This window comes from Streptomyces sp. NPDC052043, from assembly GCF_044548235.1.
Lineage (GTDB): Bacteria > Actinomycetota > Actinomycetes > Streptomycetales > Streptomycetaceae > Streptomyces.
In genome coordinates this window covers 858,734-881,526 of sequence record NZ_JBIUBT010000001.1, presented here as the reverse complement: position 1 = coordinate 881,526, position 22,793 = coordinate 858,734, and the positions used below count along the sequence as shown (strand labels likewise).

The following is a 22,793-nucleotide window of genomic DNA, read 5'->3' as shown; positions in this document are numbered from 1 at the left end:
GCCCGGGCGGTGCCCTGCATCACTTAGGCAAACCTAATCCCACCTGCGGAAACGATCTCCGGTCGAGCAAAGCGGTGGCATCCGCCGCAGCCGTGCGCCAGACTCCCCGACCATGCCCACACCCCCGCCGACCGGCCCACTCGTCACCCGCGGCACGCTCGCCGAAGCGCTGCGCGACCTCGGCGTCCGCCCCGGCGAGACCCTCCTCGTCCACTCCTCCCTCAGTTCGCTCGGCTGGGTCTGCGGCGGCCAGGTCGCGGTCGTCCAGGCACTGCTCGACGTGCTCGGTCCCCACGGGACGCTCGTGGTCCCCGCCCACTCCGGCGACCTCTCCGACCCGGCGCGCTGGAGCAGACCGCCGGTACCCGAGGAGTGGTGGGACACCATCCGGGCCACGATGCCCGCCTACGACCCGCGGATCACCCCCACCCGCGGGGTCGGAGTGATCCCGGAGACCGTGCGCACCTGGCCGGGCGCCCTGCGCAGCGCGCACCCGGACGCCTCGTTCGCGGCGCTCGGCCCGCGCGCCGCCGTGATCGTCGACGGACACGCCACCGACTGCCGGTTCGGCGAGAGCAGCCCGCTCGCCCGGCTGGAGGCGCTCGGCGCCCGGGTGCTGCTGCTGGGCGCCGGATACGACTCCTGCACCTGCTTCCACCTGGCCGAGTACCGGATCCCCGCACCGCTCGTCCAGGAGGGCCGGCCGGGGCCGCACGGATGGGAGGTCGTCACCGACGTGTCCATCACCTCCGAGCGGTTCGACGAGCTCGGGCACGACTTCGAACGGGACCGGCCGGTGGTCCGCGGCACGGTGGGTGCCGCCCGGTCGCGGCTGTTCCCCGTGGCGGACGCGGTGGCGTACGCGCAGCGGTGGCTCGCGGTGCACCGGAGCCGGGAGGATGACTTCCCTCACCCGGCCGCCTGAGCCGTCCGGCGCGTCCCTAGACTTTGGCCTCATGCGAAGTGAGCCCGTGGTCCAGGTCCAGGCCCTGGTGAAGCGGTACGGCACGAAGACCGCGGTGGACGGCCTCGACCTGGTGGCCCGGTCGGGCGTGACCGCCGTGCTCGGCCCCAACGGCGCGGGCAAGACGACGACGGTCGAGACCTGCGAGGGGTACCGGCGGCCGGATTCCGGCACGGTGCGCGTCCTGGGCCTCGACCCCGTGCGAGAGTCCGCGCGGCTCAGGCCCCGTATCGGCGTGATGCTCCAGTCCGGTGGCGTGTACTCCGGGGCCCGGGCCGACGAGATGCTGCGGCACGTCGCCAGGCTGCACGCCCGCCCGCTGGACGTGGACGCCCTCATGGAACGGCTCGGGCTCGGCAGCTGCGGGCGCACCTCCTACCGCCGGCTCTCCGGCGGCCAGCAACAGCGGCTCGCGCTCGCCATGGCCGTCGTCGGCCGGCCCGAACTGGTCTTCCTCGACGAGCCGACCGCCGGACTCGACCCGCAGGCCCGCCGGGCCACCTGGGACCTGGTGCGCGACCTGCGCGCCGACGGCGTCTCGGTGATCCTCACCACGCACTACATGGAGGAGGCCGAGCAGCTCGCCGACGACGTCGCGATCATCGACGCCGGCCGGGTCATCGCCCAGGCCTCCCCGGAGGAGCTGTGCCGCGGCGGCGCCGAGAACACCCTGCGCTTCAGCGGCCGCCCGGGACTCGACGTCGCCTCCCTCCTCAAGGCACTGCCCGCCGACTCCTCGGCCGCCGAGCTGACCCCGGGCTCCTACCGCGTCGTCGGCAAAATCGACCCGCAACTGCTGGCGACCGTGACGTCCTGGTGCGCGCAGCACGGCGTGATGCCGGACCACATCTCCGTGGAGCGGCACACCCTGGAGGACGTCTTCTTGGAGCTGACCGGCAAGGAGCTGCGCTCGTGACCACCGTCACCGCCACCGGTACGTACACCCCGGAGCCCGGCGCGGCCCCGCTGACCCGCATGATCGCGGCGCAGGCGGCGCTGGAGACGAAGATGCTGCTGCGCAACGGGGAGCAGCTTCTTCTCACCGTCGTCATCCCCACCCTGCTGCTGGTGCTGTTCAGCTCCGTGGACATCGTCGACACCGGCGCGGGCAGGGCGGTGGACTTCCTCACCCCCGGCGTCCTCGCGCTCGCCGTGATGTCGACCGCGTTCACCGGGCAGGCCATCGCGACCGGCTTCGAGCGGCGCTACGGCGTGCTGAAGCGGCTGGCCGCCTCGCCGCTGCCGCGCTGGGGGCTGATGACCGCCAAGACGGCGTCGGTGCTGGTCACGGAGGTGCTTCAGGTCGTACTGCTGACCGTGATCGCCTTCGCGCTCGGCTGGTCGCCGCACGGCAACCCGTTCGCCGTGCTGCTGCTGATGGTGCTCGGCACCGCCGCCTTCTCCGGTCTCGGCCTGCTGATGGCGGGGACCCTGAAGGCCGAGGCGACCCTGGCCGCCGCCAACCTGGTCTTCCTGCTGCTGCTGGTCGGCGGCGGGGTGGTCGTACCGCTGGACAAGTTCCCGCCCGTCGCCCAGGACGTGCTCGGCCTGCTGCCCATCTCGGCGCTCTCCGGAGGGCTGCGGGACGTGCTCCAGCACGGCGCCGGGATGCCGTGGGGCGACCTCGCGATCCTCGCCGTCTGGGCGGTGGCCGGTCTCGCGGCCGCCGGGAAGTTCTTCCGCTGGGAGTAGGACGCGATGGACCCTCGTGAAACCGTGCACAAGCGGACGCCTACGATGGATCGCGTGCCGAACCTGACCCGCGCCGACGCCATGGCCGCCGTGCGCAACCCGCTCGCCTTCATCGCCGAACGCTGGACCCCGCACCCGAGGACCGTCCGGCGGGCGGCCCTCTGCGCGCTCGTGATGGCGGTGGTCATCGTCGTCACCGGCGGCGCCGTCCGCCTGACCGGCTCGGGCCTCGGCTGCCCGACCTGGCCCACCTGCACGGACGACTCGCTGACCACCACCCGCGAGATGGGTGTGCACGGCGTGATCGAGTTCGGCAACCGGATGCTGACGTACGTGCTGTGTGCCGCCGTGGGCTGGGCGATCGTCGCCGCACGCGCCCAGAAGCCGTGGCGGCGCAGCCTCACCCGGCTGGGCTGGGCACAGTTCTGGGTGGTCATGGGCAACGCGGTGCTCGGCGGCATCGTCGTCCTCGTCGGCCTGAACCCGTACACCGTCGCGGCGCACTTCCTGCTGTCCACGGCGCTGATCGCGGTCGCCACGGTGATGTGGCAGCGCACCCGAGAGGGTGACGCCGAGCCGCGCCCGCTGGTCGGCAAGCCGATCCGGCAGCTGGTGGGATTCCTGGTCCTCGCGAGCGTGCTGCTGATCGCGGTGGGCACGGTGGTGACCGGTGCCGGGCCGCACGCGGGCGACTCGAAGGAGGTCCCCCGCATCCCGATCGACTGGCAGACGGTCGCCAAGATGCACGCCGTGCTGGCGTGGATCGTGGTCACGCTGACGTTCGCCCTGTGGTTCATCCTCAAGGCCGTCGACGCGCCGCGGGGCCCGCTGCTGCGGACCCGCGACCTGTTCCTGATCCTGCTGGCCCAGGGCGCTCTCGGCTACGTCCAGTACTTCACGCACCTGCCCGAGGTCCTGGTCGGCCTGCACATGCTGGGCTCGTGCGTCATCTGGATCTGGGTGCTGCGCGTGCTGCTGTCGCTGCGCGAGCGCCCGCAGGCGGTGGCCGACCTTCCGGGCCCCGTCACCGAGGCGACGCCGGCCAGGGCCTGACGGCCGACGTCCAGCCGGGGCTCACCCCGGCCCGCACCCACGCTTCCAGCCGGCCGACCGGTCAGAACCCTGTATCCCAGAGGCCCTGACCGGTCGGCCGGCTGTCGGTGTCACCGAGCCCGGTCCCGGCGCGTCCGCACCGGGGGTCAGCGGTTGGCGCGGCCACCCAACTGGAGGCCCGCCATGCGGCTCCACTCGTACGGGCCCGTCCGCACCTTGGCCGCGAACTCGCCGTCGAACGTCTCGTGGACGGTGATCCCGGACTTCTCCACCGCCTTCTCGGCGATGGCGTACGTCGGTGCCACGAGGTCGCCCCAGGTGCCGTCCTCGCCGACCAGGACGATCCTGGCGCCGCGCTCCCCGAGGTACGCGACCTGTCCCTCGGCCCCTCCGTGGGCCTTGGAGAAGGAGCCGATCCGCCGGGCGAGGCGGGCGGCCCTGCGCTCGGCCTTGGGGTCAACCTGCTGCGTGTCTGCCATGTCTGGATGCTACCCACGAGTAGATCAAACGGCGACGGGCGGGGTGCGTGGCCTCGACCACGCACCCCGCCCGAGAAGAACCGCTACCACCCCCGCGCGGCAGGTCAGCGCAGGAACGGATCCACCGCCACCGCCACGAACAGCAGCGACACATAGGTAATGGACCAGTGGAACAGGCGCATCTCCTTCAGCTTCGTGCCGGTCGCCTCGGCCTTGGCCCGGTTCTGCAGCGCGTGCGCCTCCCACAGCCACCAGCCGCCCGCGGCCAGCGCCACCACCGTGTAGAACCAGCCGGTGTAGCCGAGCGGGGTCAGCAGCAGCGAGACCGCCACCATCACCCAGCTGTAGAGCACGATCTGCCGGGCGACCACCTTGTTCGACGCGACGACCGGGAGCATCGGCACGCCCACACGCGCGTAGTCCTCCCGCACCTTCATGGACAGCGGCCAGTAGTGCGGCGGCGTCCAGAAGAACATGACGAGGAAGAGGATGACGGGCGCCCACGACATCGAGTTCGTGACCGAGGACCAGCCGATCAGGACCGGCATGCAGCCGGCGATGCCGCCCCACACGATGTTCTGCGACGTACGGCGCTTGAGGATCATCGTGTAGACGACGACGTAGAAGAGGAGCGCTCCGAGCGACAGCCACGCGGACAGCCAGTTGACGGTGAGGCCGAACAGCAGCGTGGAGACGACCGCCAGCGTGATGCCGAAGGCCAGGCACTCGCGCGGACTGACCATGCCGGTGACCAGCGGGCGCTGGGAGGTCCGGTCCATGAGCGCGTCGATGTCGCGGTCGATGTACATGTTCAGCGCGTTGGCGCCGCCCGCCGACAGGTAGCCGCCGAGGCAGGTGATCAGGACCAGCCCCAGGTCGGGCACACCCCGCTGGGCCAGGAACATCACCGGCACGGTGGTGATCAGCAGCAGCTCGATGATCCGCGGCTTGGTCAGCGCCACGAACGCCTTGACACGGGCCCCGAACGGCCGGTGGCTCGGGCTCTGGCTCGCGAGCACCCCCGCTGGACGGGATTCGACGGCCGTCACGCACACCCCTGACAGAGACATCCCAGCGAGCCGACCGTGTGAACCGACGGTGAGGACTCGCGCGTACCACGCCACTGTAGACGTTGCCCAGACCCGGACATTCGCGGGGGTGGCGTCGTGTTGGCGGGGCCCTCCGGACGGGCACGATCCGGCTCGATTGAGCGATCGGATGAGCAGCCCCGTATTCATGTGTCCCATGGGATTCCGGCCGGTGGGGAGGCGGATCGAGAAGAGTCCCGGCACTCTGGAACGACGCGGAAAAACGCACGTTCTGACGGGATAGGCTCACATCGGCCGGCCGACGCCGAGAACGCCGGCAACCGGTGCGCGGTCCCCCCGCACGCCGGCATCCGACATGTGGAGAGGAGCCCTGACCCAGGGTGAGCACCAAGCCGACCACCACAGACCTCGAGTGGACCGAGTGGGACCAGCGTGCCGTGGACACCGCGCGCGTCCTGGCCGCCGATGCCGTACAGAAGGTCGGCAACGGCCATCCCGGCACGGCGATGAGTCTGGCTCCCGCCGCCTACACCCTCTTCCAGAAGGTGATGCGGCACGACCCGGCCGATCCGCAGTGGGTGGGGCGCGACCGTTTCGTGCTGTCCGCCGGCCACTCCTCCCTGACCCTCTACACCCAGCTGTACCTGGCCGGTTTCGGGCTGGAGCTGGACGACCTGAAGGCCTTCCGCACCTGGGGCTCGAAGACGCCCGGCCACCCGGAGTACGGGCACACGGCGGGCGTGGAGACCACGACCGGCCCGCTCGGCCAGGGTGTCGCCAACGCGGTGGGCATGGCGATGGCCGCCCGCTACGAGCGCGGCCTGTTCGACCCGGAGGCCCCCGCGGGCGAGTCCCCGTTCGACCACTTCGTCTTCTGCATCGCCGGTGACGGCTGCCTCCAGGAGGGCATCTCCGCCGAGGCGTCCTCGCTGGCCGGCCACCAGAAGCTCGGCAACCTGATCCTGCTGTGGGACGACAACCACATCTCGATCGAGGGCGACACCGAGACCGCCGTGTCCGAGGACACCGTCAAGCGGTACGAGGCCTACGGCTGGCACGTGCAGCGCGTGGAGGCCAAGGAGGACGGCGACCTCGACCCGCAGGCGATCCACGCGGCCGTCGAGGCGGCCAAGGCCGTCACCGACCGGCCGTCCTTCATCGCGATGCGCTCGATCATCGCCTGGCCGGCCCCGCACGCGCAGAACACCGAGGCCGCGCACGGCTCGGCGCTGGGCGAGGAGGAGGTCGCGGCCACCAAGCGCGTCCTCGGCTTCGACCCCGAGCAGCACTTCGAGGTCTCCGACGAGGTGCTGGAGCACACCCGCGCCGCCGTCGAGCGGGGCCGCCGGGCCAGGGCCGAGTGGGAGAAGTCGCTCCAGGTCTGGCGCGAGGCCAACCCCGGGCGGGCCGCCGAGTTCGACCGGATCGCCGCGGGCGAGCTGCCCGCCGGCTGGGACGAGAAGATCCCGGTGTTCGAGGCGGGCAAGGGCCTGGCCACCCGCGCCGCGTCCGGCAAGGTGCTCCAGGCGCTCGGCGACGTGATCCCGGAGCTGTGGGGCGGCTCGGCGGACCTGGCCGGTTCGAACAACACCACCATCGACAAGACCTCGTCGTTCCTGCCCGAGGGCAACCCGCTGCCGGAGGCGAACCCGTACGGGCGCACCCTCCACTTCGGCATCCGCGAACACGCGATGGCCGCGGCGATGAACGGCATCACGCTGCACGGCAACACCCGCGTCTACGGCGGCACCTTCCTGGTCTTCTCCGACTACATGCGCAACGCGGTGCGCCTGTCGTCCCTGATGCACCTGCCGGTGACGTACGTCTGGACGCACGACTCCATCGGCCTGGGCGAGGACGGCCCCACCCACCAGCCGGTCGAGCACCTCGCCTCGCTGCGCGCCATCCCGGGCCTGAACATCGTCCGCCCGGCCGACGCCAACGAGACCGCGATCGCCTGGCGCGAGATCCTGCGTCGCTGGACCAAGGAGTTCGGCAAGGGCGCGCCGCACGGTCTGGCGCTGACCCGCCAGGGCGTGCCGACGTACGAGCCCGACGACGACGCCGCGCGCGGCGGTTACGTCCTGTTCGAGGCCGAGGGTGGCGAGCCCCAGGTCGTCCTGATCGCCACCGGTTCCGAGGTGCACGTGGCCGTGGAGGCCCGCGAGCAGCTCCAGGCCGAGGGCATTCCCACCCGGGTGGTGTCCATGCCGTCCGTGGAGTGGTTCGAGGAGCAGGACCAGGGGTACCGGGACAGCGTGCTGCCGCCGGCCGTGCGGGCCCGTGTGGCGGTCGAGGCAGGCGTGGGTCTGACCTGGCACAAGTACGTGGGAGACGCCGGCCGCATCGTTTCCCTCGAGCACTTCGGTGCTTCGGCCGACGCCAAGGTGCTCTTCCGCGAGTTCGGTTTCACCGCCGAGAACGTGGCGGCCAAGGCCCGGGAATCCATCGCCGCCGCCCAGCGCTGACGCTCATACACGACCCGTAGGAGATGCAATTTCCATGACAGACGCACTCAAGCGCCTTTCCGACGAAGGCGTCGCGATCTGGCTGGACGACCTGTCGCGCAAGCGGATCACGTCCGGCAACCTCGCCGAGCTGATCGACCAGCAGCACGTCGTGGGCGTCACCACCAACCCGACGATCTTCCAGAAGGCCATCTCGCAGGGGGACGGCTACGCACAGCAGGTCGCCGACCTGACCGCCCGCCGGGTCACGGTGGAAGAGGCCATCCGCATGATCACCACGGCGGACGTCCGGGACGCCGCCGACATCATGCGTCCGGTCTTCGACGCCACCGGTGGCAAGGACGGCCGGGTGTCCATCGAGGTGGACCCGCGCCTGGCCCACAACACCAGGGCGACGGTCGCCGAGGCCCGCCAGCTGGCCTGGCTGGTCGACCGGCCCAACACGCTCATCAAGATCCCGGCCACGAAGGCGGGCCTGCCGGCGATCACCGAGACCATCGGCAACGGCATCAGCGTCAACGTCACCCTGATCTTCTCGCTGGAGCGCTACCGCGCGGTGATGGACGCGTACCTGAGCGGCCTGGAGAAGGCCGCGGAGCGCGGCCTGGACCTGTCGAAGATCCATTCGGTGGCGTCCTTCTTCGTGTCCCGCGTGGACACCGAGATCGACCGGCGGATCGATGAGCTGGGCACCGACGAGGCCAAGGCGCTGCGCGGCAAGGCGGGCGTGGCCAACGCGCGTCTGGCCTACGAGGCGTACGAGGAGGTCTTCTCCTCCGACCGGTGGAGCGCGCTGGAGCGGCACAGCGCCAACAGGCAGCGTCCGCTGTGGGCGTCCACCGGAGTGAAGGACAAGGCGTACAAGGACACCATGTACGTCGAGGAGCTGGTGGCGCCGAACACGGTGAACACCATGCCCGAGGCCACGCTGGAGGCCACCGACGACCACGGCGCGATCCGCGGCGACGCCGTCACCGGCACCTACGAGCAGGCCCGTGCGGACATCGACGCGCTGGAGAAGATCGGGATCTCGTACGACGACGTGGTCCAGGTCCTGGAGGACGAGGGCGTCGAGAAGTTCGAGTCGTCCTGGAACGACCTGCTGAAGTCCACCGAGGCGGAGCTGGAGCGCCTCGCCCCCGCGGAGGGCTGAGAACCTTGGCGCCCCTTTCCGTCACCGGAGCGAACCCGCTCCGTGACCCCGCCGACCGACGGCTCCCGCGTATCGCGGGGCCGTCGGGCCTGGTCATCTTCGGTGTCACGGGCGACCTGTCGCGCAAGAAGCTCATGCCCGCGGTGTACGACCTCGCCAACCGGGGTCTGCTGCCGCCGGGCTTCTCGCTCGTCGGATTCGCCCGCCGCGACTGGGAGCACGAGGACTTCGCCCAGGTCGTGCACGACGCCGTCAAGGAGCACGCGCGCACGCCGTTCCGCGAGGAGGTCTGGCAGCAGCTCATCCAGGGCATGCGCTTCGTGCAGGGCACGTTCGACGACGACGAGGCGTTCGAGCGGCTGCGCGGCACGATCGAGGAGCTGGACAAGGCACAGGGCACGGGCGGCAACTTCGCCTTCTACCTGTCGGTGCCGCCGAAGTCGTTCCCGGTGGTCATCCAGCAGTTGAAGAAGCACCAGCTGGCCGACCAGAGCCAGGGCTCGTGGCGGCGCGCGGTCATCGAGAAGCCCTTCGGCCACGACCTGAGGTCGGCCGAGGAGCTCAACAAGGTCGTGCACGAGGTCTTCGCCCCGGACCAGGTCTTCCGCATCGACCACTACCTGGGCAAGGAAACCGTCCAGAACATCCTGGCCCTGCGCTTCGCCAACACCATGTTCGAGCCGATCTGGAACCGGTCCTTCGTGGACCATGTGCAGATCACCATGGCCGAGGACATCGGCATCGGCGGCCGGGCCGGCTACTACGACGGCATCGGCGCCGCCCGTGACGTCATCCAGAACCACCTGCTGCAGCTGCTGGCGCTGACCGCGATGGAGGAGCCCGCCTCCTTCGGCGCGGACGCGCTGGCCGCGGAGAAGACCAAGGTGCTCGGCGCGGTGAAGCTGCCCAAGGACCTGGGCAAGTCGACCGTGCGCGGGCAGTACGCGGCGGGCTGGCAGGGCGGCGAGAAGGTCATCGGCTACCTCGAGGAAGAGGGCATCGACAAGAAGTCGAAGACCGACACGTACGCGGCCGTCAAGCTGGAGATCGACAACCGCCGCTGGGCGGGCGTCCCCTTCTATCTGCGCACCGGCAAGCGCCTGGGCCGCCGGGTCACCGAGATCGCGGTGGTCTTCCAGCGGGCGCCGCACTCCCCCTTCGACACCTCGGCCACCGAGGAGCTCGGGCAGAACGCCATCGTCATCCGCGTCCAGCCGGACGAGGGCGTCACGGTCCGCTTCGGCTCCAAGGTGCCCGGCACGTCGATGGAGATCCGGGACGTGTCGATGGACTTCGCCTACGGCGAGTCCTTCACGGAGTCCAGCCCGGAGGCGTACGAGCGCCTGATCCTGGACGTGCTGCTCGGCGACTCCAACCTCTTCCCGCGCACCGAGGAGGTCGAGCTGTCCTGGCGGATCCTCGACCCGATCGAGACGTACTGGGACAAGCACGGCAGGCCCGCGCAGTATCCCTCCGGGACCTGGGGGCCCACCGAGGCGGACGAGATGCTCGCACGAGACGGACGGAGCTGGCGCCGGCCATGAAGATAGACCTGACCGACACCACGGCCAGCAAGATCAACAAGGCGCTGGTGCAGGGTCGCCGGGCGATCGGCACCCCGGCGGTCGGCATGGTGCTCACGCTGGTCGTCGTCACCGACGAGGAGAACGCCTACGACGCCCTGAAGGCCGCCGGCGACGCCTCGCGCGAGCACCCCTCGCGCAAGCTGGTGGTCATCCGGCGGGTCTCGCGCACGATCCGCGACCGCACGTCCTCTCGGCTGGACGCCGAGGTGCGGGTGGGCGCGGACGCGGGCAGCGGCGAGACGGTGGTGCTGCGGCTGCACGGCGAGGTGGCCGACCACGCCCAGTCGGTGGTGCTGCCGCTGCTGCTCCCCGACGCGCCGGTCGTCGTCTGGTGGCCGGTGAACGCGCCGCTCGACCCGGCCAAGGACCCGCTGGGAGCGCTGGCGCAGCGCCGGGTCACCGACACCTACGCCTCCGAGCAGCCGGTGCGGGAGCTGTCGGCGCGAGCCGACGCGTACACGCCCGGCGACACGGACCTGTCCTGGACCCGGATCACGCCCTGGCGCTCCATGCTGGCGGCGGCCCTGGACCAGGTCACCTGCGAGGTCAGGGCCGTGGAGGTGGAGGGCGAGGAGTTCAACCCGAGCTGCGAGCTGCTGGCGATGTGGCTCGCGGACCGGCTGGACGTGCCGGTCCGGCGCGCGCAGTCCGCGGGTCCCGGTCTGACCGCGGTCCGCATGGACACCAGTTGCGGCCCGATCGCTCTGGACCGCGCCGACGGCAGGCTGGCGACCCTGTCCATCCAGGGGCAGCCGGAGCGGGCCGTGGCGCTGAAGCGGCGGGAGACGGCCGAGCTGATCGCGGAGGAGCTGCGGCGGCTGGACCCGGACGACACCTACGCGTCCGCGCTGCGGTTCGGCGTGGACCGGCTGGAGGGCGCCGGGGAGTCCGCGGGCTCCACGGCGTCCGCGAAGGAGCCGGTCGCGGTGCCCGTGCCGCAGGAGGAAGCCGCCAAGTGAGCACTCCGCAGCTGGTCGTCCACCACGACAAGGAGCTGATGGCGCAGGCCGCCGCGGCCCGGCTGATCACCCGGATCGTGGACGCGCAGGCCTCGACGGGTTCGGCGTCCGTGGTCCTCACCGGCGGTCGCAACGGCAACGGGGTGCTGGCCGCGCTGGCGGCCGCGCCCGCCCGCGACGCGATCGACTGGGGCCGCCTCGACCTGTGGTGGGGCGACGAGCGGTTCCTGCCGGAGGGCGACCCGGAACGCAATGTCACGCAGGCCCGCGAGGCCCTGCTGGACTCGGTGCCGCTGGACCCCGGGCGCGTGCACGCCATGCCCGCGTCGGACGGTCCCTACGGCACGGACGTCGAGGCGGCGGCGGAGGCCTACGCCGAGGAGCTGGCCCGCGCGGCCGGCCCCGAGAACCACGGCGCGGTCCCGGCGTTCGACGTCCTGATGCTGGGTGTCGGCCCGGACACCCATGTCGCCTCCCTCTTCCCGGAGCACCCGGGAGCGCGCGAGACGGAGCGTACGGTGATCGGCGTGCACGGCTCCCCCAAGCCGCCGCCCACCCGCGTCTCCCTCACCCTGCCCGCCATCCGCTCGGCCCGTGAGGTGTGGCTGCTGGCGGCCGGCGAGGACAAGGCCAACGCGGTGGCGATGGCCCTGTCGGGTGCGGGCGAGATCCAGGCCCCGGCAGCGGGCGCCCGGGGCCGCGCCCGCACCCTGTGGCTCCTTGACACGGCGGCGGCCTCCCAGCTGCCGCGGTCGCTGTATCCGCCGGCGTCGGCGTAAACGACACAGGTGCGGCGGCGGTGTTCTCACCGCCGCCGCACTGTGCTTTTCAGGCCGTACCAGGGGTGGCCGTCACTTCACCGACCCCGCCATCACCCCCTGCACAAAGTGCCGCTGGAAGGCGAAGAACACGACCACCGGCACGACCAGCGACAGGAACGCCCCCGGCGCCAGCACATCGATGTTGCTGCCGAACTGCCGGATCTGCGACTGGAGTTCCACCGTCAGCGGCTGCGACGAGGTGTCTGCGAACAGCAGCGCGACCAGCATGTCGTTCCACACCCACAGGAACTGGAAGATGGCGAGGCTCGCGATCGCGGGCCGCCCCACCGGCAGCACCAGCCGGGTGAAGATCCGCCACTCGTTGCCCCCGTCCATGCGGGCCGCCTCCAGCATCTCCTTGGGCATCTCGGCGAAGTAGTTCCGCAGCAGGAACACCGCGAACGGCAGTCCGTAGGCGACGTGGAAGAGGACCACGCCGGGGATCGTGCCGAACAGGCCGAGCTGTCCGAAGAGTTTGGCGACGGGCAGCAGACCGATCTGCACGGGCACCACCAGCAGGGCCACCACCAGCAGGAACAGCGGCTCACGGGCCGGGAAGTCCAGCCAGGCGAAGGCGTATCCGGCCAGCGCCGCGATCACCACGACCAGGAACGTCGTGGGCACCGAGATCAGCACCGTGTTCCAGAAGGCCCTGGTGATGCCCGAGTTCTTCAGCAGCGCCGAGTAGTTGTCGAAGGACAGCTGCCCGGGGCTGGCCAGCGCCGTCCACCAGCCGCCCTTCGCGGTGTCCGCAGCCGAACGCAGCGACGACAGGAACAGTCCCGCGAGCGGGGTCATCCAGACCAGGCCGATCACCACGAGGACGGCCTGGACCAGCCCGTTGCCCAGGCTCCGCCTGACCGCGTTCATCGCTGACTCCTTCGGAAGCGGCGGACGTTGAACACCATCGCCGGGATCACCAGGAGCAGCAGCAGCACACCGAGCGCGCTGCCCAGGCCCTGGTTGTTGCCACCGCCGAACGACACCAGCCACATCTGGGTCGCCAGCACGGTGGCGTCCTGCTGCACCGGGCCGGGCGCGATGATGTAAACGAGGTCGAAGACCTTCATCACGTTGATCACGAGGGTGACGAAGACGACGGTGAGGACGGGGGCGAGCAGCGGCACGGTGATCCGGCGGAAGATCTGCCACTCGTTGGCCCCGTCGATGCGCGCCGCCTCCAGCGCGTCACGCGGCAGCGCGGACAGTCCGGCGCCGATCAGCACCATCGCGAACCCGGTCCAGATCCACAGGTAGGCGCCGATGATCATCGGAGTGACGAGGGTCGGGCCGAGCCAGGAGACGCCCTGGTAGGGCTGCGCGAAGTTGGCCTGGGGCAGCTTCACCTCGTACGAGCCCGCCGTCAGGCCCGTGAAGCGGAAGGTGCCGTCGGAGCCCGTGGTGGTGCTCGCGACCGTCCGGCCGTCGCGCACCGCCTCGACCTCCATGCCGGGCAGACCGCTCTCGCCGTGGTCGACCTTGCCCTGGGTGCCGCCTCCGCCGGGCGCGAAGTCCAGGTAGACGACACCGCGCAGTTCGTCCGCGGCGGCCTTCTCACCCTCCACCGGGCGGGCGGGCGCGGCATCGCCGGGCAGGTCCTTGGGCAGCACGCCGACCATCGGCAGGGTCACCGTGGCGCCCGGGGACAGGCTCGCGTCGGTGAGGTACGAGCCGTCCCGGCCCTGGGTCAGCCCGAACCCCTCACGGGCGCGGGCGCTCGGGTAGGACGGGGATCCCTTGAAGACGTCGTGCACGGAGACCACGGCGGCGTTGAGGACGCCCTTGTCCGGGTCCTCGTCGTAGGCGAGCCGGAAGATGATGCCGGCGGCCAGGAAGGACACGGCCATCGGCATGAACAGCAGCAGCTTGAACGCCGTCGCCCAGCGGACCTTCTCCACCAGCACGGCGAGGATCAGTCCGAGCCCGGTGAGCAGCGCCGGGGCGACGACGACCCAGATCGTGGTGTTCCGGACGGCCTTCAGCGTCGCCGGGTCGCGGAACATCTCGGTGTAGTTGTCCCCGCCGACGAAGCGGGTGCCGGAGGCGTCGAAGAAGCTCCGGCCGACGGAGAACAGCACCGGGTAGGCGACGAGCGCGCCGAGCAGCAGCAGTGCGGGGAAGACGAACAGCAGCGCGACGACCCGCCCCCGCCGCCGCGCGCGCCGGGCACGCTCGGCGTGCGCGGCGGGCGACGGGGGGCTCGCGCCCTTCTCCTTCGCGGGCAGGGTGGCGGTCATGGTGGGTCAGCCCTGGTTCTTGTACGCCTTGGCCGCCGCGGCCTCCAGCTTCGCCGCGGTGCCCTTCGGGTCCGACGGGTCGCGCAGGAAGTCCTGGAGCAGCTTCCACTCGCCGACGCCGGCGGTGCCGCCGAAGGCCGCCGGGGCCTGGTCGGACATGTCGAACCGGACCGCGTCCGAGTCACCGGACTCGATCAGGGACTTGGCGGTGGCACGGGTGACGTCGTCGCCGTAGGAGGCGAGGTCGAGGTTCTTGTTCGGGGACAGGAAGCCGCCGGCCTTGGCCCACACGGCCGCGGCCTCCGGAGTGGCCAGGTACTCGAGGAGCTTCATGCCGGCCTTGGCGTTCTTGCCGTCCTTGAGGACGACGGCCGCGTCACCGCCGCTGACGACCGGAGCGTTGCCGCCGTCGACCGGCGGGAAGGGGAAGAAGTCCGCATCCTTGCCGATGGTCCGGTTGAACTGGTCGTGGGCGACGCCCGCGACGAAGTCGCCCTCGTAGACCATGCCGGCCTCGGGCTTGGGTCCGAAGACCTTCTCCACCGAGCCCGGGAAGTCGGTGTTGAGGGCGCCCTTCTGGCCGCCCGCGATCAGCTGCTTGTCCTTGAACAGCTTGCCGAGCGTGGTGAGCGCCTTGACCACGCTGTCGTCGGTCCACTTCAGCTCGTGCGCGGCGAGGGCGTCGTACTTGTCGGCACCGGCCTGGGAGAGGTAGATGTTCTCGAACCAGTCGGTCAGGGTCCAGCCGTCCTGTCCGGCGACCGCGAAGGCGGCGAGCCCGGAGTCGGAGAGAGTGTGCCCGGCCTTGAGCATCTCGTCGTACGACTTCGGCGCATCGACCCCGGCCTGGTTCAGCGCGTCCGGGCTGTACCAGACGGTCGACTTGTGGGCGGCCTTGAAGTAGAGGCCGTACAGGCTGTCGTCGACGCTGCCGTACTGCTTCCACACGGGCGCGAAGTTGGCGTCCACCGACTTCTGGGTGGTGGCGGACAGCGGCTCGAGCCAGCCCTTCTTGGCGAACTGCTGGAGCACGCCGACCTGCGGGACCATCACGACGTCGGGGGCGTTGCCGCCCTCGATCTTGCTGCCGACGACGGTGGAGACGTTGTCGCCGGTCGACATGAACTGGGTCTTGGCGCCGGTCTTCGCGGAGAACGCGTCCAGCACCTTCTGGAAGTTCTTCTGCTCGCTGCCGGACCAGACGCCGGCCACGGTGACCGTCTGGCCGCTGAGCGTCTTGTCGCCGCCGCCCGCGGAGACGGGGTCGTCGCTGCCGCAGGCGGTGGCGCCGAGGGCGAGGACGAGGGCGGTGCAGCCGGTGAGCAGGGTGGTACGTCGTCGCATCATCGTTGATGTCCCTTCGAAGGGTGGGGAATTGACGAGGTTCAGAGGTCGGTGCCGTCGTTGATCCACCAGGCGGCGGAGGATCCGGCGAGCACCCCGGGCGGGCAGTCGCCGCTGGCCAGGAGCGGAGTGCCGGAGACCGGCGCGGCTGTGGGCGACGTACCGAAGTTGACGGCGCAGACCAGTCCGTCGCCGCGGACGAAGGCGAGCACGTCGGGCTCGGTGTCCAGCCAGCGCAGTGTGCCGTCGCCCAGCTGGGGCAGGGCGGAGCGCAGTTGCAGGCCGTCGCGGTACAGGTGCCAGAAGGAGCGGGTGTCGGCGAGGGCGCGTTCGGTGACGTACTCGGCGAAGTACGCGGGCTGCGGCAGCCAGGGCTTGGCGCCCCCGGGTCCGGAGGTGAAGCCGAACGGGGAGGCCTGTCCCGACCAGGGCAGCGGCACCCGGCAGCCGTCGCGGACGTGGGTGCGGCTTCCGGTGCGGTGGAAGATCGGGTCGGTGAGCACGTCGTCGGGCAGGTCGACGACCTCGGGCAGGCCGAGTTCCTCGCCCTGGTAGACGTACGCGGCTCCGGGCAGCGCCAGCATCAGCAGGGCGGCGGCGCGGGCGCGGGCGGCACCCAGGCCGCTGCCCTCGAGGGCCGGTTCGCCGTAGCGGGTGACGGTGCGGACCTGGTCGTGGTTGTTGAGGACCCAGGTGACCGTGGAGCCGGTGCCGGCGATGTCCTCCATGGCCTCGGAGATGACCTTGCGGAAGGCGTCGGCGTCCCAGGGGGCGCCGAGCAGGTCGAAGAAGAAGGCCTGGTGCAGCTCGTCCGCGCGGACGTACTGGGCGTGTTCGCGGGCGCTGGGCACGGACACCTCGCCGACCAGCAGGCGTTCGCGGCCGTCCCGCGCGGTGTACTCCTCGCACACCGCACGCCAGTGCCGCCACACGTCGTGCACCTCGGGCTGGTTCCAGGCGAGCGGGTTGACCGAGTCGCGGGTGCGGGCGTCGGCCTCCGGGTCCGGGGAGTCGGGCAGTTCGGGGTGCTTGAACAGGCCGGCGGCGACGTCGATGCGGAAGCCGTCCACGCCCCGGTCCAGCCAGAAGCGCAGGACGCGCTCGAACTCGGCGGGGATCTCCGGGTTGCGCCAGTTCCAGTCGGGCTGCTCGGGCGTGAACATGTGCAGGTACCACTGGCCGGGGCGGCCGTCCGACTCGGTGACCCGGGTCCAGGCGGGGCCGCCGAACATGGCGTGCCAGTTGTTGGGCGGCTCGGCGCCGTCCGGGCCGCGGCCGTCGGTGAAGTGGAAGCGGGCGCGCGCGGGGCTGCCGGGTTCGGCGGCGAGCGCCTCGCGGAACCACGGGTGCTCGCTGGAGCAGTGGTTGGGGACGATGTCGAGGAGCACCCTGATCCCGAGCCGACGGGCGGTGTCCATCAGCAGGTCGAACTCGGCGAGGTCGCCGAAGAGCGGATCGACGCCGCAGTAGTCGGCCACGTCGTAGCCGTGGTCGTGCTGCGGGGACGGGAAGAAGGGACTCAGCCAGATGCCGTCGACGCCGAGCTTCTTCAGATAGGGCAGCCCGGCCCGGACCCCGGCGAGATCGCCGATGCCGTCGCCGGTGCTGTCCAGGAAGCTGCGGACGTACACCTGGTAGATCACCGCGTCGCGCCACCAACCATGCCTGTTCAATCCATTGACCTGTTCCTGTGAAGGCAGCAGTTATGCATGCATGTTAGGTAGCGGTGTCACGAAGGTGTCAATGAACGAAACAGAAGCTCTCGGGCAGTTGACCGCTCATGTCCGGACTTGTCCAGTCGAGTCGGACGCAGATGTGATGGCGGCGTTACCTAACAAGTAACTAGGGGCGGGGCTTCTGACGGCGCTTCCACCGCACGCCCTCGCCGTGTGCCCTTGCCGTATGTCCTAGGAGCGGTCGGCGATGGCGTCGAGCTCGCGCGCGAGGCGCCGCACGGCCGCCTCGGGCGTCTGCCGCCCGGCCAGCGTGTCGTGCACGACCGCCTGCACCACCAGGCTGACCTGGTCGTAGTGCGGGCTCTTGGGGCGCGGCGCGGCGGCCAGCACGGAGGCACGCAGGGTCGGCAGGTACGGGAACCGCCGCACGAGCGCGGGGTCTTCGTACAGCGCGGCGCGCACGGGCGGCAGCGCGCCCTTGGTGAGCACCTGGCGCTGGACGGGCTCGCTGGTGAGGTACGCGATGAGGCGCGCGGCCGAATCGGGGTGCCGCGCATGTGTGTTGACGGCCAGATTGGAACCGCCGAGGACACTGGTGCCCGGCCCGTCGGGACCGGGCAGCTGCACGGCCCCGACCTTCCCTGCGACCTCGGACCCCTCGCCGGAGGCGACGACGTACGCGTACGGCCAGTTGCGCAGGAAGAGCAGCCGGCCGTCCCGGAAGGCCTGCTTGGACTCCTCCTCCTTGTACGTCAGCGCCTCCTTGGGGATCCAGCCCTCGCGGAAGCCGCGCGCCAGGAAGCCGATGCCCTCGCGGGCCGCGCCCGAGTCGACGGTGACGCGCTCGCCCTCGTCGCCGAGGATCGTGCCGCCCGCCGAGTACACGGCCTCCGCCGCGTTGACCGTCAGCCCCTCGTACGGCAGGAACTGGCCCGCGTAGCCGTCCAGTCCGTACTTCGGTGCGATCGTCCTGGCGGCGTGCTCCAGCTCGGCCCAGGTACGCGGCGGCGCGACGCCCTCCTTGTCCAGGATGTCCTTGCGGTACAGCAGCAGCCCCGCGTTCGTGACGTAGGGGACCGCGTACAGCCGTCCGTCGTAGGTGGCCGTGTCGACGACCGGGGGCAGGAAGGTGTCCAGCGGGAAGCGCTCGCGCGGCAGCGGGCGGATCCAGCCGGCGGCGGCGAACTCCGAGGTCCAGTTGACGTCGATGTTGAGCACGTCGAACCGGCTGCGGTTGCCGCCGCGCAGGTCGGTGGCCATCTGCGCCCGGGTCTCGTCGGCGGCGTCGGGCAGCTCGACGAGGGTGACCCTCTCGGCGGGGTGGGTGCGGTTCCAGCCCTCCAGCAGCGGGCCGAGGTAACCGGTCAGATCGCCCGCGGTGGCCAGGGTGAGCGGGCCGCGGCCACCGCCCCCCTCGGTCGCCCGGGCCCCCGAGGCCGTGTAACCGGTCATGATCACGACGAGAACGAGGAGGCCCCTACCAGCGGCGTGGATCCACCGCATAGGTTCCTCCTTGCACACCGGCGCCGGGCATCTTCGCGCGGCTCAGGCCATGTATACCTGTTAGGTATGGGCGATACTAGGGCCTGGCGTCAATCTCACGCCGTCCACCCCGAGACACCACGCATGACGCGTCTGACGAGGACCTAGGAGGAAAGCACGCGTGCGCCTGCCCCTCCTGGCACTTCTCGCGCGCGGTCCCGCCCACGGCTACGAGCTGAAGCAGGACCTTGAGCAACTGCTGGGCTCCGCGTACCCTCAGCCGAACGTCGGCCAGATCTACGTGACCCTCGGCCGCCTCGAGAAGTCGGGACTGATCGAGGGCGAGGAGGTCGAGCAGTCCAGCCGGCCCAACAAGAAGATCTACCACCTCACCGACCCCGGGCGGGAGGCGCTGCGCGCCTGGTTCGCGGAGCCCGAGGACGAGCCGCGGGTGCGGGACGAGTTCTTCATGAAGCTCGCCCTCGCGCCGCAGACCGGTCTCACCGACCAGGTCGCCCTCATCAACAAGCAGCGGCGCCAGTACCTCAACACCATGCGCAACCTGTCGAAGCTGGCCGCCGCCGAGAGCCGGGACAACCGAATCGCCCATCTGCTGATCGAGGGCGCCATGCTGCACCTTCAGGCCGACCTGGACTGGCTGGAGCGGTGCCAGGAGGAACTGGAGGGGCTGGAGTGAGCGACGTCCGAGCTCCCGTGCTGCTGCGGGCCGAGGGCCTGGTCAAGACGCACCACGGCCAGGGAGCGCCCGCCCGGGCCGTGCGCGGGGTGGATCTGTCGGTGACCCGCGGCGAGTTCGTGGCGGTCACCGGCCCGTCCGGGGCGGGCAAGTCGACGCTGCTGCACCTGCTCGGCGGGCTGCAACGACCGGACGAGGGCAGCATCTGGCTGGACGGCCGGCGCACCGACGCCTACAGCGAGGCCCGCTGGGCCGAGGCGCGCCGCAACGGCATCGGGATCGTGTTCCAGTTCTTCAACCTGGTCTCCAACCTGTCCGTCGCCGACAACGTCGAACTGCCCGCCCTGCTCGCCGGCCGCTCACCGCGGCAGGCGCGTGCCGAGCGGGAGGAGCTGCTGGCCGAGCTGGGCCTGGAGGGCAAGGAGCGCAGCATGCCGGGCGAGCTGTCCGGCGGGGAGCAGCAGCGGGTCGCGCTGGCCCGCGCGCTGGTCAACCACCCTCCGCTGCTGCTCGCCGACGAACCCGCCGGCAGCCTCGACAGCAAGGGGACCCGCGAGGTGATGCGCCTGCTGTCCCGCTTCCACGGGCGCGGTCAGACGATCGTGCTGGTCACCCATGACGCCCGGCTGGCGAGCGCCGCGGACCGGGTGATCAGTTTCTTCGACGGCCGGATCGCCGACGACGCGGAACTGGACGGGACGACGCCGTCGCGGAGCACCGGGATCTCCGGCGTGCTGGAGCTGAGGGACTGAATGCGGTGTACGACGACCTGATGTGCCCGGGTCCGCGCTCCGGACCGAGGGACTGAGGCCGGTGCGAGCCATGTTGCGCTGGGCGCACTCCGATCTGCGCGCCCACCGGGGGGAGGCGCTGTTCATCGTGCTGGCCACGGCCGGCATCGTCGCCTCGCTGCTGCTGGCCACCGCGCTGTTCGGCTACGCGACCAACCCCTGGCAGCGGGTGTTCACCCAGTCCCACGGGGCCCATGTGTGGCTGCACACGGCACGGTCCGCCGAGACGGGACGGCTCGCCGGGCTGGACGGCGTGGAGTCGGTCACCGACGCCTACCTCGTCGAGTCCACCACCGTCGTCGCCCGCGGCACCCGCGCCACCGTGGAGTTGCGCGGTACGCCCTCGGCGCCCACCGTGGGCCGCCCGCTGCTCACCGCGGGACACTGGCCGACCGCCGGGGAGCCGGACGGCGTGGTCCTGGAGAGCCGCCTGGCCACGGCGCTGCTCGCCGAGCCCGGGGACACCCTCGCCCTGCCCGGCACCGGACGCACGCTGAGCGTGGTGGGCATCGCCGACAGCGCCGAGCCCCGCTACGTCCCCGGCGAGCAGCCGGGGCTGGTGTGGGCGCATCCGTCCGCCGTGCGCGAGCCCGGCGGACGGGTGGTCGGGCTGCGGCTGACCGATCCCGACGACACGGACTACGCCGTGCAGCGCGCCGTCACCGTGCTGGGCGCCGGGGTGGTCGGCGAGGTGTCCACCTGGCAGCAGGCGCGGGCCGAGGCGCAGGGCGACAACCGGCTGCTCGGGCAGGTGCTGGGCCTGTTCGGGCTGGGCGCGCTGGTCGCGGCCGGGCTGGCGGTGCACGGCGCGATCGGCACCCGTATCCGGGGGCATCTGCGGGACATCTCGGTGCTGAAGGCGATCGGTTTCACGCCCGCCCAGGTGGTCCGGATCTTCCTGCTCCAGCATGTGGCGTACGCCGTGCTGGGCGCCGTGGCGGCCGTGGTGCTGACCGCGGGGCTGGGCGCGTGGATCCCGGGCCGGCTGGGCGACGCGGTCGGGGTGTGGCAGGGCCTGCCGGGTCACACGGTGGCCGTGTTCGCCGTTCCGGTGGGCGCGGTGCTGTTCATCGGCGCGGTGACCGGGCTCGCGGCGTGGCGGGCGGGCCGGGTGCCACCGGTCCCGGTGCCGCGCCCCGCGGCGGTGCCGGGCGGCGGCCTGACCGCGGTCGCCCGCCGGGCGCTGGGTCTGCGCCTGCCGCCCGCGCTGGTCCTGGGCTGGCACCGGGCCTTCACCCGCCGCCCCCGCACGTTCGCCACCGTGGGACGGCTGGCGCTGCCGCTGCTGCTGATCGTGGTGGCGATGAGCGCCTGGACCACGATCGACCGCTTCCACAACAGGCCGGAGGAGCTGGGGCTGCCGGCCGCGCTCACCGTCCGCCCCGACAGCACCCTGAACGATCCCGGGGCGCGGGAACTGCTGGTGCGGGAACCCGGGGTCGCCGCCGTCTACCCCGGTGTGGAGGTGGCCGCCCTGGTCCCCGGGCAGACGGCCACGATCGCCCTGCGGGGCCTCGGCACCCGCGCGGCCCCCTACCCGTTCGCCCTGGCCGAGGGCCGCCGTGCCGACGGCCCCGACGAGGCGGTGGCCGGGCAGGGCCTGCTGGACCTGCTCGACGTCCGGGTCGGCGACTGGGTGCGCATGACGGTGGGCGACCAGCCGCAGATCCTGCACATCGTCGGCCGCAGCATCGAGCCGGAGAACGCCGGCCGGGTCATCTCCACGTCCCTGGACACTCTGCACGAGAACGACCCGAACCTCAGCCCCACCTTCTACCAGCTCCGCCTCGGTCCGGGCGCCGATCCGCGCCAGGTCGCCACGGTCCTGTCCGCCACGGCCCACGGCCACCTGGACGTCCACCCGGTGACCAACCCGGCCGACGGCCTGTCGTCGATGCGCGCGGTCATCGCGGGCCTGATCTGCGTCCTGGCCCTGATCGGCCTGATCGAGCTCCTCTCCGCGATCGGCGGCACGATCCGCGAGGGCGAACGGGACCTGCTGGCGCTGAAGGCCATCGGTCTGTCCCCCCGCCAGATCACCGCGATCACGGTGACCTCGACCAGCTGCACCGCCCTGGCCGCCGCGGCCGCCGCCACCGCCCTGGCCCTCCCCCTCTCCACCTGGCTGATCAACACCCAGGGCCGCTCCAGCGGCGTCGGCGCCGGCATCGCCAGGACCCCCTCCCCGCTGCTGCTGCTCCTCTTCGTCGCCTCGGCGGCCCTGGGTGCCGCGGCCCTCTCCGCCCTCCCCGCCACCAGGGCCTCCCACCGCCGCCTGGCAGACACCCTGACGGCGGTGGCCTGAACCCTCAGGAGGGACCGGCGGGAGCGAGGGACGCGGT

Annotated in this window: 19 protein-coding genes; 12 read left to right on the top strand and 7 right to left on the bottom strand. The window is 71.5% G+C overall.

Annotation, left to right across the window (positions count from 1 at the left end; genetic code table 11):
• Nucleotides 1-112: 112 nt before the first annotated feature.
• The 4 genes from ACIHCX_RS04170 to ACIHCX_RS04155 are packed head-to-tail and all read left to right on the top strand — an operon-like array spanning nucleotide 113 to nucleotide 3,709.
• Complete coding sequence (locus ACIHCX_RS04170) at nucleotides 113-925, top strand: aminoglycoside N(3)-acetyltransferase (RefSeq protein ID WP_400026341.1); 813 nt, start codon at nucleotides 113-115, stop codon at nucleotides 923-925.
• Between the two features lie 31 nt (nucleotides 926-956).
• The gene (locus ACIHCX_RS04165) at nucleotides 957-1,880 is read left to right on the top strand and encodes an ABC transporter ATP-binding protein (protein ID WP_400026340.1); all 924 of its coding nucleotides are present in this window, start codon (nucleotides 957-959) and stop codon (nucleotides 1,878-1,880) included.
• A gap of 59 nt (nucleotides 1,881-1,939) precedes the next feature.
• Complete coding sequence (locus tag ACIHCX_RS04160; RefSeq protein ID WP_400026610.1) at nucleotides 1,940-2,656, top strand: ABC transporter permease; 717 nt, start codon at nucleotides 1,940-1,942, stop codon at nucleotides 2,654-2,656.
• A gap of 45 nt (nucleotides 2,657-2,701) precedes the next feature.
• Nucleotides 2,702-3,709: a heme A synthase gene (locus ACIHCX_RS04155; protein ID WP_400026339.1), complete on the top strand. Its 1,008-nt coding sequence runs from the start codon at nucleotides 2,702-2,704 to the stop codon at nucleotides 3,707-3,709.
• Nucleotides 3,710-3,855: 146 nt separating this feature from the next.
• On the opposite strand, the gene ACIHCX_RS04150 is transcribed toward ACIHCX_RS04155, so the two are convergent.
• Nucleotides 3,856-4,188 carry a hypothetical protein gene (locus ACIHCX_RS04150; protein ID WP_400026337.1) on the bottom strand — a complete coding sequence of 111 codons (333 nt, stop codon included), beginning with the start codon at nucleotides 4,186-4,188 and terminating at the stop codon, nucleotides 3,856-3,858.
• A gap of 104 nt (nucleotides 4,189-4,292) precedes the next feature.
• A complete protein-coding gene (locus tag ACIHCX_RS04145) occupies nucleotides 4,293-5,243 on the bottom strand; it encodes a heme o synthase (RefSeq protein ID WP_400026608.1) in 951 nt (316 codons plus the stop codon).
• A gap of 374 nt (nucleotides 5,244-5,617) precedes the next feature.
• On the opposite strand from ACIHCX_RS04145, the gene tkt reads away from it, so the two are divergent.
• From tkt to pgl, 5 genes are read left to right on the top strand one after another with little or no spacing between them, the layout of a single operon-like run.
• Nucleotides 5,618-7,705, top strand: coding sequence for a transketolase (tkt, locus tag ACIHCX_RS04140; RefSeq protein WP_400026335.1), 2,088 nt, complete (start codon nucleotides 5,618-5,620; stop codon nucleotides 7,703-7,705).
• Nucleotides 7,706-7,739: 34 nt separating this feature from the next.
• Nucleotides 7,740-8,858, top strand: a complete 1,119-nt coding sequence (tal, locus tag ACIHCX_RS04135; RefSeq protein WP_400026333.1) for a transaldolase — start codon at nucleotides 7,740-7,742, stop codon at nucleotides 8,856-8,858.
• A gap of 5 nt (nucleotides 8,859-8,863) precedes the next feature.
• Nucleotides 8,864-10,402, top strand: a complete 1,539-nt coding sequence (zwf, locus tag ACIHCX_RS04130; RefSeq protein WP_400026331.1) for a glucose-6-phosphate dehydrogenase — start codon at nucleotides 8,864-8,866, stop codon at nucleotides 10,400-10,402.
• Complete coding sequence (opcA, locus tag ACIHCX_RS04125; RefSeq protein WP_400026329.1) at nucleotides 10,399-11,403, top strand: glucose-6-phosphate dehydrogenase assembly protein OpcA; 1,005 nt, start codon at nucleotides 10,399-10,401, stop codon at nucleotides 11,401-11,403. The genes zwf and opcA overlap by 4 nt, the downstream gene beginning before the upstream one ends.
• 38 nt (nucleotides 11,404-11,441) lie before the next feature.
• Nucleotides 11,442-12,182 (top strand): 6-phosphogluconolactonase, encoded by a 741-nt coding sequence (pgl, locus tag ACIHCX_RS04120; protein WP_400026607.1) that lies wholly within the window; start codon nucleotides 11,442-11,444, stop codon nucleotides 12,180-12,182.
• Nucleotides 12,183-12,254: 72 nt separating this feature from the next.
• Here the strand turns inward: pgl and ACIHCX_RS04115 are convergent, their stop codons facing one another.
• From ACIHCX_RS04115 to ACIHCX_RS04095, 5 genes are all read right to left on the bottom strand, one after another.
• Nucleotides 12,255-13,094: a carbohydrate ABC transporter permease gene (locus ACIHCX_RS04115; protein ID WP_400026328.1), complete on the bottom strand. Its 840-nt coding sequence runs from the start codon at nucleotides 13,092-13,094 to the stop codon at nucleotides 12,255-12,257.
• Entirely contained in the window at nucleotides 13,091-14,461 is a 1,371-nt protein-coding gene (locus ACIHCX_RS04110; protein WP_400026326.1) for an ABC transporter permease subunit, read from the bottom strand. The genes ACIHCX_RS04115 and ACIHCX_RS04110 overlap by 4 nt, the downstream gene beginning before the upstream one ends.
• 6 nt (nucleotides 14,462-14,467) lie before the next feature.
• On the bottom strand, nucleotides 14,468-15,808 hold the full coding sequence (locus ACIHCX_RS04105; RefSeq protein WP_400026325.1) for an ABC transporter substrate-binding protein: 1,341 nt from the start codon (nucleotides 15,806-15,808) through the stop codon (nucleotides 14,468-14,470).
• 38 nt (nucleotides 15,809-15,846) lie between these two features.
• Nucleotides 15,847-17,478, bottom strand: coding sequence for a glycoside hydrolase family 13 protein (locus tag ACIHCX_RS04100; RefSeq protein WP_400026323.1), 1,632 nt, complete (start codon nucleotides 17,476-17,478; stop codon nucleotides 15,847-15,849).
• A gap of 234 nt (nucleotides 17,479-17,712) precedes the next feature.
• Entirely contained in the window at nucleotides 17,713-18,984 is a 1,272-nt protein-coding gene (locus ACIHCX_RS04095; protein WP_400026322.1) for an ABC transporter substrate-binding protein, read from the bottom strand.
• A 160-nt stretch (nucleotides 18,985-19,144) separates the two neighbouring features.
• Between ACIHCX_RS04095 and ACIHCX_RS04090 the strand changes: the two genes are divergently transcribed.
• The 3 genes from ACIHCX_RS04090 (at nucleotide 19,145) to ACIHCX_RS04080 (ending at nucleotide 22,756) form a co-directional block, all read left to right on the top strand.
• Nucleotides 19,145-19,660, top strand: coding sequence for a PadR family transcriptional regulator (locus tag ACIHCX_RS04090; protein WP_400026320.1), 516 nt, complete (start codon nucleotides 19,145-19,147; stop codon nucleotides 19,658-19,660).
• Complete coding sequence (locus ACIHCX_RS04085; RefSeq protein ID WP_400026319.1) at nucleotides 19,657-20,412, top strand: ABC transporter ATP-binding protein; 756 nt, start codon at nucleotides 19,657-19,659, stop codon at nucleotides 20,410-20,412. Before ACIHCX_RS04090 ends, ACIHCX_RS04085 begins: the two co-directional genes overlap by 4 nt.
• 61 nt (nucleotides 20,413-20,473) lie before the next feature.
• Complete coding sequence (locus tag ACIHCX_RS04080; RefSeq protein ID WP_400026318.1) at nucleotides 20,474-22,756, top strand: FtsX-like permease family protein; 2,283 nt, start codon at nucleotides 20,474-20,476, stop codon at nucleotides 22,754-22,756.
• Nucleotides 22,757-22,793: the final 37 nt, after the last annotated feature.

Excerpts from the sequence above, each read along its gene's own strand:
- ACIHCX_RS04150 (WP_400026337.1), bottom strand. The coding sequence starts at position 4,188 with ATGGCAGACACGCAGCAGGTTGACCCCAAGGCCGAGCGCAGGGCCGCC.
- ACIHCX_RS04165 (WP_400026340.1), top strand. The coding sequence starts at position 957 with ATGCGAAGTGAGCCCGTGGTCCAGGTCCAGGCCCTGGTGAAGCGGTAC.
- ACIHCX_RS04110 (WP_400026326.1), bottom strand. The coding sequence starts at position 14,461 with ATGACCGCCACCCTGCCCGCGAAGGAGAAGGGCGCGAGCCCCCCGTCG.
- ACIHCX_RS04095 (WP_400026322.1), bottom strand. The coding sequence starts at position 18,984 with ATGCGGTGGATCCACGCCGCTGGTAGGGGCCTCCTCGTTCTCGTCGTG.
- tal (WP_400026333.1), top strand. The coding sequence starts at position 7,740 with ATGACAGACGCACTCAAGCGCCTTTCCGACGAAGGCGTCGCGATCTGG.
- pgl (WP_400026607.1), top strand. The coding sequence starts at position 11,442 with ATGGCGCAGGCCGCCGCGGCCCGGCTGATCACCCGGATCGTGGACGCG.
- ACIHCX_RS04115 (WP_400026328.1), bottom strand. The coding sequence starts at position 13,094 with ATGAACGCGGTCAGGCGGAGCCTGGGCAACGGGCTGGTCCAGGCCGTC.
- ACIHCX_RS04155 (WP_400026339.1), top strand. The coding sequence starts at position 2,702 with ATGGATCGCGTGCCGAACCTGACCCGCGCCGACGCCATGGCCGCCGTG.
- ACIHCX_RS04170 (WP_400026341.1), top strand. The coding sequence starts at position 113 with ATGCCCACACCCCCGCCGACCGGCCCACTCGTCACCCGCGGCACGCTC.
- ACIHCX_RS04105 (WP_400026325.1), bottom strand. The coding sequence starts at position 15,808 with ATGATGCGACGACGTACCACCCTGCTCACCGGCTGCACCGCCCTCGTC.
- opcA (WP_400026329.1), top strand. The coding sequence starts at position 10,399 with ATGAAGATAGACCTGACCGACACCACGGCCAGCAAGATCAACAAGGCG.
- ACIHCX_RS04160 (WP_400026610.1), top strand. The coding sequence starts at position 1,940 with ATGATCGCGGCGCAGGCGGCGCTGGAGACGAAGATGCTGCTGCGCAAC.